Origin of the sequence: Arcicella rosea (genome assembly GCF_040543805.1) — a bacterium.
GTDB lineage: Bacteria > Bacteroidota > Bacteroidia > Cytophagales > Spirosomataceae > Arcicella > Arcicella rosea.
The window spans coordinates 327,625-337,715 of record NZ_JBEUMS010000007.1 but is presented as its reverse complement, the minus strand read 5'-3'; the positions used below and the strand labels follow the sequence as shown (position 1 = coordinate 337,715).

Annotated in this window: 7 protein-coding genes; 1 reads left to right on the top strand and 6 read right to left on the bottom strand. The window is 35.8% G+C overall.

Translation table 11 applies throughout. The annotated features are described in order from the left end of the window. The first annotated feature begins 623 nt into the window (after positions 1-623). Positions 624-1,358: a hypothetical protein gene (locus tag ABID42_RS11835; RefSeq protein WP_367283823.1), complete on the top strand. Its 735-nt coding sequence runs from the start codon at positions 624-626 to the stop codon at positions 1,356-1,358. Positions 1,359-2,117: 759 nt separating this feature from the next. Here the strand turns inward: ABID42_RS11835 and ABID42_RS11830 are convergent. From ABID42_RS11830 to ABID42_RS11805, 6 genes are all read right to left on the bottom strand, one after another. Then, positions 2,118-3,269: an aldose epimerase family protein gene (locus ABID42_RS11830; protein WP_367283822.1), complete on the bottom strand. Its 1,152-nt coding sequence runs from the start codon at positions 3,267-3,269 to the stop codon at positions 2,118-2,120. Between the two features lie 225 nt (positions 3,270-3,494). After that, on the bottom strand, positions 3,495-4,154 hold the full coding sequence (gene fsa / locus ABID42_RS11825; RefSeq protein ID WP_367283821.1) for a fructose-6-phosphate aldolase: 660 nt from the start codon (positions 4,152-4,154) through the stop codon (positions 3,495-3,497). Between the two features lie 207 nt (positions 4,155-4,361). Beyond that, positions 4,362-5,855: an L-arabinose isomerase gene (gene araA, locus ABID42_RS11820; RefSeq protein ID WP_323261228.1), complete on the bottom strand. Its 1,494-nt coding sequence runs from the start codon at positions 5,853-5,855 to the stop codon at positions 4,362-4,364. Positions 5,856-5,901: 46 nt separating this feature from the next. After that, on the bottom strand, positions 5,902-7,446 hold the full coding sequence (locus tag ABID42_RS11815) for an alpha-N-arabinofuranosidase (protein ID WP_367283820.1): 1,545 nt from the start codon (positions 7,444-7,446) through the stop codon (positions 5,902-5,904). Positions 7,447-7,580: 134 nt separating this feature from the next. Then, positions 7,581-8,279, bottom strand: a complete 699-nt coding sequence (locus ABID42_RS11810; protein WP_323261224.1) for an L-ribulose-5-phosphate 4-epimerase — start codon at positions 8,277-8,279, stop codon at positions 7,581-7,583. Between the two features lie 154 nt (positions 8,280-8,433). Further along, the gene (locus ABID42_RS11805; protein ID WP_367283819.1) at positions 8,434-10,080 is read right to left on the bottom strand and encodes a ribulokinase; all 1,647 of its coding nucleotides are present in this window, start codon (positions 10,078-10,080) and stop codon (positions 8,434-8,436) included. Positions 10,081-10,091: the final 11 nt, after the last annotated feature.

Here is a 10,091-nt window from a genome sequence, read left to right as displayed (position 1 = left end):
AAACTTTTGCATCGAGTTATTTCGGTCGTCCAAAGAAAAGAAAAATATGAAAATTCCGATAAATTTCCCTTGTTTTTGTCATAGAAATCGAAGGCAAAAATTCTTTATGTGTTATTCCATTATCTAAAGCATCAGTTAATTTCAGATTAAATCCTCTATACATTTTGTTTTGTGGTTAAATGTTAATGTTTTTGTACAATGAAAAATAATTTTCTTGTTTTTCAATCATAAATATCATTTATTCCAAATTTACCTTCTCTTGGCGTAGTGTGTTTCACTACGCCAAGAGAAAACAAAATATTGTATTTCAAGAACTTTCCGCAAATAGTTTAATCCCTTTAACTTTTCAAAACTTCCGTATCAAAATATCCTCAAAACTTATTAAATGGTCAATTATTGTTTTTTCTACGTGTTATTTTTTACCGTATAATAAGTTTCTGGAAAAATATTGAGTTTTATTTTGTTTTTGTAATTGTTTATTTTTTAAATTTAACTATCTAACAATCAGTTGATAATATTTTAGCTGATACACCACTATAATTGGTTCAACATATATTAATTACTTTATTATTGAGTAATTATCTTTTTATCCATTGTTTTATCAACCTTTAACAAATATGCTCATGGCAAATCTACAAGACGGTGGCAATGCTGCAAACATCGCAAATTTCGAAAATCTTATTACTTATTGTTCCAATTTGGGCGCTACTTATAATCCCTCTAGAGATGCCCTCAAATCTCCACAATTACAAACTTTATTGAGCGAAGCACAAACGGTTATGGCTGAAATTATGGCACTCATTGCTGTATATGATATAGCTTTAGAAAACCGAAAAAAACTTTTTAGTAATGTTCGTCCTTTAACTAACCAAGTGTTTAATACTTTGTCGATTTCTGGGGTAGATGATGCGGTATTGGAAGGGGCAAAATCTTTTAAACGTAAGATTCATGGAAAAAGAGCCTCTGAAAAACCTGAACCAATAATGATTGATGGTGTGGCTACAGTACCTAAAACAAATTCTTCTTCTCAGACAAGTTTTAATTATTTGATTGAACATTTTGGTGCTTTGGTGGCTGTAGTAGCTAATCATCCTGAGTATAATCCTAATGAGGAGGAGCTAAAAGTGGCTAATCTTACACAATATATTAATCAATTAAAACAGGCAAACACAAGTGTAATTAATAGTCATGTTGCCTTGGATTTGGCAAGGGGCAAAAGACAACAAGTATTATATGGCGAGAAAACAGGTTTAGTAGATATTGCGATGGATGTGAAAACTTATATTAAAATAGCTTTTGGTATTAATAGTTTGGAGTACAATAAAATAAAAGGAATTTCTTTTAAACGTTTCGTTTAACTTTATTGGCAAGCCCCTTCAATATAGAGAAAGAAGGGGCTTTTGTATGCCTTAATTTTAGGAGTAGTTTAATGTGTTTAAAGAAAACCTCATCCCCCAGCCCCTTCTCCTGTAGAGAAGGGGAGCAAACTTTAGGGTCGAAAGCTCCCCTCTCTGAAGGAGAGGGGTTGGGGGTGAGGTTGTTACATGTTTTGTCAATTGAAAACTTTCAATATCAATTTGAACATAGATAATAGTAATTTGTGCATAAACAGTTGCATCGTGAATAAAGGTAGTAGTGATTAGTCCGAAGCCTGTAGTTAATTGGCAAAGTGCCGTAGTGATTGGTGTAAAGGCGATAGTTAATTGGTAAAGTGCCGTAGTGATTGGTGTAAAGGTGGTAGTTAATAGGTAAAGTGCTGTAGTAATTAGTGTAAAGGCGATAGTTAATAGGTAAAGTGCTGTAGTGATTAGTGTAAAGGCGATAGTTAATAGGTAAAGTGCTGTAGTGATTAGTGTAAAGGCGATAGTTAATAGGTAAAGTGCTGTAGTGATTAGGGTAAAGGTGGTAGTTAATTGGTATAATGCCGTAGTGATTGGTGTAAAGGTGGTAGTTAATTGGTGGAATACTGTAGCTAATTGATATTATCCTGTAGTGATTTGTGAGTAAGTAATAGTCAAATAATATTGGTCAATAGTCAACAAAAATCCCCAAAGTTGAAAAAGGTTTCAGCTTTGGGGATTTTTAATTATTGGAGATAAATATCAGTTGACAGTTATTTATTTCACAGAAAACTTATAAACTGTAGTAGTTTGATACGTTTCGTTTGGTTTTAATACCGTACTTGGGAAAGCAGATTGATTTGGAGAGTCTGGGTAATGTTGTGTTTCTAAACATAAACCAGAACGGTGCTTATAAATAATTCCGTTTTTACCTTTGATTGTTCCATCCAAGAAGTTTCCTGTATAGAATTGAATCGCTGGCTCTGTTGTTAATACCTCTAATACTCTACCACTTTTTGGTTCATAAACTGTTGCCGCAGATTTCAACGTTTTAGTTGAATCTGTTAATACCCAACAGTGGTCATAGCCACCTCCAGCTTTGATTTGCGTATCAGTAGTATCGTTAATACCTGCACTGATTTTTTTAGATTTCAAGAAATCGAATACATTTCCTACTACAGGTTTTAATTCTCCTGTAGGAATCAAAGTTTTATCTACTGGTAAGAATTTATCAGCATTTAATGTTACTTCGTGCTCAAGAATATCGCTATCTAAATTACCATTCAAATTGAAGTAAGTATGGTTTGTTAAGTTAACTACTGTTGTTTTATCAGTAGTTGCTTTGTAGTCGATTTTTAAAGAATTATCTTTTTGTAAAGTATAAACTACTTCAACAGATAAGTTTCCAGGATAACCTTCTTCGCCGTCTCTAGCAGTATAAGTTAATTTTAAACCTGGCTCTTCACCTTCAATTGGCGTAGCTGTCCAAAGTACTTTATCAAAACCTTTTAAGCCACCATGCAAAGCATTTACACCATTGTTTTGTGCTAAAGAATATTCTTTACCTTCAAGCGTGAATTTTCCGTTGGCAATTCTGTTGCCATATCTACCGATTAAAGCACCGAAATATGGAACGCCTTTTAAATAACCTGATACTGAATCACAACCAAGAATTATATCTTCATATACTCCTTTATTGTTTGGGGCTGTCCATGAAACAACTGTTCCACCAAAGTTTGAAATTTTCACTTCCATACCTGAAGCATTTTTCAAGGTATAAAGTTCTGTTTCTTGTCCGTCAGGTAATTTACCAAAGCTTACTTTTTCAATCATATTATTGTTGTTTTCTTTTTTTGAGGTATTGCAAGATGTCATACTAACACAAGCTAATAAAAACAAAACAGCAGCTGTTTTTACTTGTTTTTTCATTGTTAAATATTGTTTTTGAGTGATTTTGTTTAAAAGTATGGTAAATAATACATAAGACTGTTATGGATAACCATGTTGTTCGCAAACTTATAAAGTATCATTTAAAAACATCATGCTCATTGTTTCATAATGTATTCAAAAACGTCATCAATCTTTAGAAATTGATAACGTTTTGAATTAGGAGTGAATAAAAGGTAAACTTTTTACAGTACTAACTCCTCACTCTTATAAACCCGCAGATTTTTTATGGTCAGCTAAGAATTTCGCTAAACCGCTGTCTGTCAATGGATGATTCAATAAGGCTAAAATTGCTGAAAGTGGAGCAGTAATAACATCCGAACCTATTTCAGCACATTTCAAGATATGAATTGGATTACGAACTGATGCCGCTAAAATTTCAGTTTCAAAGCCGTAATTATCAAAAATCAAACGGATTTGTTCGATTAATTTCATACCATCCATTGAAATATCATCTAAACGACCTACGAACGGAGAAACATAAGTAGCACCAGCTTTGGCAGCTAATAATGCTTGTCCAGCCGAGAATATTAGTGTACAGTTGGTTTTAATACCGATGCTTGAAAAATATTTGATAGCCTTAATACCATCTTTAATCATTGGAATTTTCACAACGATATTCGGGTGAAGTGCCGCTAAAGCAAGACCTTCAGCAATCATTCCATCATAATCAGTAGCAATTACTTCGGCAGAAATATCGCCATCAACAATATCACAAATTGCTTTGTAATGGTTGATTACGTTTTCTTGTCCGCTAATATTTTCTTTAGCCATTAAAGATGGATTTGTTGTAACGCCATCTAAAATTCCTAAATCGTGAGCTTCTTTAATTTCAGCCAGATTTGCTGTATCGATAAAAAATTTCATTTTCTTATTGTTAAAGGTTGAAAGTTAGTTTTGAGCTAAAAGCTGTGAGCAATGAGCTTTGAGTTTTTAGCTTTATAACTTATACTTAAAATGTTCACTTAAAAAGCTAAAAGCTCAGGGCTCGTAGCTCACAGCTTGTTACTTCAAATCAAGAAGAAAGATTGATACCTCTCAATGAGAGGTACCAATACAAAAACCCAATTTTATTTATCTTCTATAAAACATTGAATTCCAACGCAATTCATTTTTGAATTGGTATAAATCTGTTTTATCATTAATCAAAACATATTCGATGCCAGCGATTTCAGCGAAATCTGCATAGAATTCTTGTGTAAGTGCTTGTGAATAAACAGTATGGTGTGCACCACCTGCCAAAATCCACATTTGTGCTGCGGTTTTCAAATCAGGTTTAGTTTTCCATAACACACGAGCAACAGGTAATTTTGGTAATTCTGCAGCAGGTTCAATGGCTTCTACTTCGTTAACAATTAAACGGAAACGTCCGCCCATATCAACCATTGAAGCATTTAAAGCTGGACCAGCAGGAGAGTTGAATACCAAACGAACTGGGTCAGCTTTGCCACCGATACCTAATGGGTGAATTTCGCAAGTTGGTTTTCCTGAAGCAATAGTAGGACAGATTTCCAACATGTGTGAACCCAATACTTGGTTATTGTTTGGCGAGAAGTGGTAAGTATAATCTTCCATAAATGAAGTTCCACCTGCCAAACCTGCTGCCATTACTTTTGAAGTACGCACCAAAACTGAAGTTTTCCAGTCGCCTTCGCCACCGTAACCGTATCCATCAGCCATTAAACGCTGAGAAGCAATACCAGGTAATTGAACCATTCCGTGCAAATCTTCAAAAGTGTTTGTATAACCTTTGAAATTACCTTGCGTCAAGAATGAACGCAAACCAGCTTCAATTCTAGCAATTTCAACTAAGCTACTTCTTTGGCTACCATTTACTTTCAATGAATCCATCAAAGTATATTGAGCTTCGTATTGCTCAATCATAGCGTTAATATCAGCATCTGAAATAGCATTGATGATGCCGACTAAATCGCCTACTGGATGAGTATTGACAGAATAACCAAATTTGATTTCAGCTTCTACTTTATCGCCTTCTGTAACGGCAACAAAACGCATATTGTCGCCAAAACGAGCAAATTTAGCACCTTGTAAATCATTCCAACCAGAAGCAACTCTACTCCAAACGTTGATTCTTTCATGAACCTCTTCGTCTTGCCAGTGACCAACCACTACTTTACGAGCAATACCCATTCTAGCACCGATGAAACCGAATTCACGGTCGCCATGAGCAGATTGGTTCAAGTTCATGAAATCCATATCAATATCAGCATACGGAATTTCAGCGTTGAATTGCGTATGTAAATGACAAAGTGGTTTACGCAAGATTTTCAAGCCATTAATCCACATTTTAGATGGGGAGAAAGTGTGCATCCAACAAATTAAACCGATACATTTTGCATCAGAATTTGCTTGGATTGCCATATTGTAGATTTCCTCTGGTGTTTTTAAAACAGGTTTAAATACAACAGTTACTGGAATTTTTGAAGACTTGTTTAAAGCGTCTGCAATAATTTTAGAGTGGTCATCTACTTGTTTAAGTGTTTCCTCTCCGTAAAGATGTTGGCTACCTGTGATGAACCAAACTTCGTTTTGTTTTAAATCAATCATTTTAATAAATATAAAATTGGTGAACGCAAGAATGCTGTTTTGAAATTTATTTTAATTCTAATACTGCTACTGAGAAAGCAGGTAATTTTACTTTTAATTGATTACCAGCAATGGTAGCTCCTGAAAATGCCTTTGGTTGAATTTTGTTTGGATTATCAAACGTGTTGTAATCTCTTAATTTTTCAGCAGTCAAAATTCTTCCAGCAACTGAAACATATTTAGCACCTTTCAAATCAATTGTAATTTCCTGAGGATTTTTCGGGTCAACGTTCGTTAAAGAAATGTGCGTTAAACCTTTAGCATCTTTTGAAGCCGAAACTGAAACTGCAGGTAATTTTTCTCCTTCAAATTCAAAAGTATTCGTTTTTACTTTGATTGGAAGTAATGTAGCATCTTGGTGAACATTATACATTTCCATGACGTGATAAGTAGGAGTGAGCAACATTTTTTCTTCTTTTGTAAGAATTACCGCCTGCAAAACATTCACTACTTGTGCCAAATTAGCCATTCTAACACGATCAGCGTGGTTATTGAAAATATTCAAAGTAGCTCCTGCAATCATGGCATCTCTCATGGTATTTTGTTGAAACAAGAAACCCGGATTTGTTCCATTTTCTACATTGTACCAACCGCCCCATTCGTCAACTACTAAAGCAACTTTCTTTTTCGGGTCGTACTTGTCCATTACTTCTGAATGTTTTGTTACCAATTCATCCATCAACAAAGCTTGTTGCATTGTTTTGAAATACTCTTTATCTGTATATTCCGTAGCAGAAGTTTTTTTACCTTCGCCCCAGCTCAATACTGAATAATGGTGAATGGCAACCCCTTCAAGCATTTGATGAGGAATGTTTTTCATCAAGGTTTCTGTCCATTTATAATCTGCATCACTTGCACCAGAGGCTACTCTGAAAAGTCCTTTTTTATCTGCACCTGCCATGAAAGTAGCATACTGACGATAGATGTTAGCATAATAATCAGCAGTCATATTTCCACCACAACCCCAAGCTTCGTTACCAACACCCCAGATAGCAACATTCCAAGGTTTTTCACGACCATTTTGCTCACGTAGTTTAGACATCGGACTTGTGCCAGCGGCCAAGTTGATATACTGAGTCCAGTCTTTTAATTCTTGTACAGTTCCACTTCCTACATTCCCCGAAATATAAGGTTCAGTACCTAATAGCTCACACATATTTAAGAAATCGTGTGTGCCAAAAGAATTATCTTCAGTAACACCACCCCACCAAGTATTAACCATCGCTGGGCGTTGAGCTTTTGGCCCGATACCGTCTTTCCAGTGATAAGTATCTGCAAAACAACCACCTGGCCAACGTAGGTTAGGGATTTTTAATTTTTTAAGGGCATCAACAATGTCTAATCTTACACCGTCTTTATTAGGAATTTTAGTGTTGTTTTCACCCACGTAAAAACCACCATAAATACAAGTACCTAAGTGTTCGGCAAAATGTCCGTAAATGTGTTTGTTAATGGTTACTTTTCCTGAATCAGCTTGCAATGTTGCTGTATTTTGAGCATTTCCTACGAAAGAAAGCCCTAAACAAGCCACTGCCAATAGTTGTTTTTTCATCGAGTTTTTTGAGGATTTAATTGGAATAACATTTAATTGTGAATGAGTGAGTTAGTGAATGGTGAGTTTTGAATGTAAGCATAGTCTAAGAGTTAAATTTTACTCCATATTCATCACTCAAAACTCCTCACTCATTAGCATCCTTGACCGTAGTAGGCACTTTTACCATGCTTACGCTCGTAGTGTTTTTCGATAAGCGTATCTTTCAAGCGGTTTACTCTTGGATTTAAAGTACAAGTTAAATAAGCCATTTGTGCAACAGCTTCTAAAACACCCGCATTATAAACAGCTTTTTCAGCATTTTTTCCCCAAGTAAACGGAGCGTGATTTCCCAAAAGAACCATTTCTACTTCTTTGTAAGAGAAACCTTTTTTTTCGAAATGATTCATGATTTGGAAGCCCGTTTCATATTCGTAATCTCCTTTAATCATTTCATCACTCATCGGCGGAGCGCAAGGAACATCAACTGTCAAGTGATCAGCGTGGGTAGTTCCCAAAATAGGAATATCCATTTGTGCCTGAGCAAATGAAGTAGCATAAGTAGAATGTGTATGAACGATTGAACCGATTTCTGTCCAATGTTTATACAATACTGCATGCGTTTTGGTATCAGAAGAAGGACGGAAAGTCCCTTCAACTACTTTAGCATCAAAATCGCAAATTACGATTTGGTCAGCTTGCAAAGACTCATAAGGCACACCACTTGGTTTAATAGCAAAAACACCTTTTTCTCTATCAACCACACTTACATTTCCAAAAGTAAAAACAACTAAACCCAATTTAGGAAGTTGCATATTAGCCTCAAAACAGGCTTGTTTAATGTCTTGATACATATTGTTAAATATGAAATAGTAATTATGAATTGTTATTGAGAGAGACAAGAAGCAAGAGAAAAGAAACAAGATTTATGGCAAACTCCAAATTCCTAAAGTCTTGTATCTTGCTTCTTGTCTCTTTAATCTTATAGTCTTCAAGTCCTAAAGTCTCCTACAAAGTTTGTGATTCAACAAATGCACCTAAAGCCCCATATTTTTCGTAAAGCTTTGCATACAAAGCTACATTTTCTGCAATTGGGAAGTACGTTTTATCAAAACCGTTACCCATCGCCGAAACAGCAGTATTTACATCTGGATAAATTCCAGCGGCAACAGCAGCATACATTGCCGCTCCCAAAGCAGGAGCTTGTTCAGAAGTAGCGATTTTTACAGGCATATCTAATACATCAGCAAGTGTTTGCATCACAAAGTCTGACTTTTTAGCCACACCACCCATACCTACAATTTGTTTAATGTCAACACCTTCATTTTTGAAACGGTCAACAATCGCTTTTGAACCAAAGCAAATGGCTTCAACCATAGCACGGAAAATAGCAGGAGCATCAGAACCCATGCCTAAACCCATAATAGCACCTTTCAAGGCTTGGTTTGCATCTGGTGTTCTTCTACCATTTACCCAGTCAAGAGCAACTACATTTTTTTCTGAAATAGGAATGGCTGCCGCTGCTTTAGAAAGACTTACAATGATAGAATCTTCAATTTGTTGTTTGATTTCTGGAGCAATATCAGCATTTTGTACAGACCACATCGTTAGGTTTTTAAACCAAGCCAATAAGTCTCCAAAAGCAGATTGACCAGCTTCTAAACCTAACATACCTGGAATAATTGAGCCATCTACTTGTCCACAAATACCACGAACGAGTTTGTCGCCAATTTCATCAAAAGGAGCAACCATCATATCGCAAGTAGAAGTACCCATTACTTTTACCAAAGTAGCAGATTCAATTTCAACACCTACTGCACCAGCGTGTGCATCAAAAGTTCCTACAGAAATGATAGTATCAGTAGTTAATCCTAATGTATCAGCCCAAGCTTGGCATAAATTGCCCATTGAAACATCGGCTGTATAAGTATCTTCAAATAGTCGTGAACGCAATGCTGCCAAACGGCTATCAAATTTTCCTAAATATTCTTCTGAAGGTAAACCTCCCCATGATTCATGCCACATCGCTTTATGACCGGCCGCACATCTACTTCTCTTGACTGCATCAACATCGTTGCTTCCAATTAAAACCGAAGGAATCCAGTCGCAATGTTCCATCCACGAATAAGCCCCGTTAGCAATACTTTCATCTTCACGAGTGATGTGTAAAATTTTTGCCCAAAACCATTCTGATGAGTAAATTCCTCCTTCAAATTGCGTATAATCAACGCCACCCCAAGTACGAGAAACCTGATTGATTTCTGCTGCTTCGTTCACTGAAGTATGGTCTTTCCAAAGTACAAACATGGCATTTGGATTTTCCTCAAAACCTGCTGTTAATGCTAATGGAGTACCTGTTTTATCAACAGCCACTGGTGTTGAGCCTGTGGTGTCAACAGAAATTCCTTTCACAGAAGCAGGATTTACTTCGGGAGCTTTCGCTAAACAATCTTTAATTGTACCTTCCAAACCTTCAAGATAATCTAAAGGATGTTGACGGAATTGATTTTTGGCAGGAACACAATATTTTCCAGCTTTCCATCTTGGATAATAAAAAACAGATTGGCTGATTTCTTTGCCGTTTGAAGTATCAATGAGTACTGAGCGAACAGAATCTGTTCCATAATCAACACCGATGACGTATTGGTTTTTCATTGGTTAAATAA

Coding starts and splice junctions, on each gene's coding strand:
- ABID42_RS11815 (WP_367283820.1), bottom strand. CDS start 7,446: ATGAAAAAACAACTATTGGCAGTGGCTTGTTTAGGGCTTTCTTTCGTA.
- ABID42_RS11835 (WP_367283823.1), top strand. CDS start 624: ATGGCAAATCTACAAGACGGTGGCAATGCTGCAAACATCGCAAATTTC.
- ABID42_RS11830 (WP_367283822.1), bottom strand. CDS start 3,269: ATGAAAAAACAAGTAAAAACAGCTGCTGTTTTGTTTTTATTAGCTTGT.
- fsa (WP_367283821.1), bottom strand. CDS start 4,154: ATGAAATTTTTTATCGATACAGCAAATCTGGCTGAAATTAAAGAAGCT.
- ABID42_RS11810 (WP_323261224.1), bottom strand. CDS start 8,279: ATGTATCAAGACATTAAACAAGCCTGTTTTGAGGCTAATATGCAACTT.
- araA (WP_323261228.1), bottom strand. CDS start 5,855: ATGATTGATTTAAAACAAAACGAAGTTTGGTTCATCACAGGTAGCCAA.
- ABID42_RS11805 (WP_367283819.1), bottom strand. CDS start 10,080: ATGAAAAACCAATACGTCATCGGTGTTGATTATGGAACAGATTCTGTT.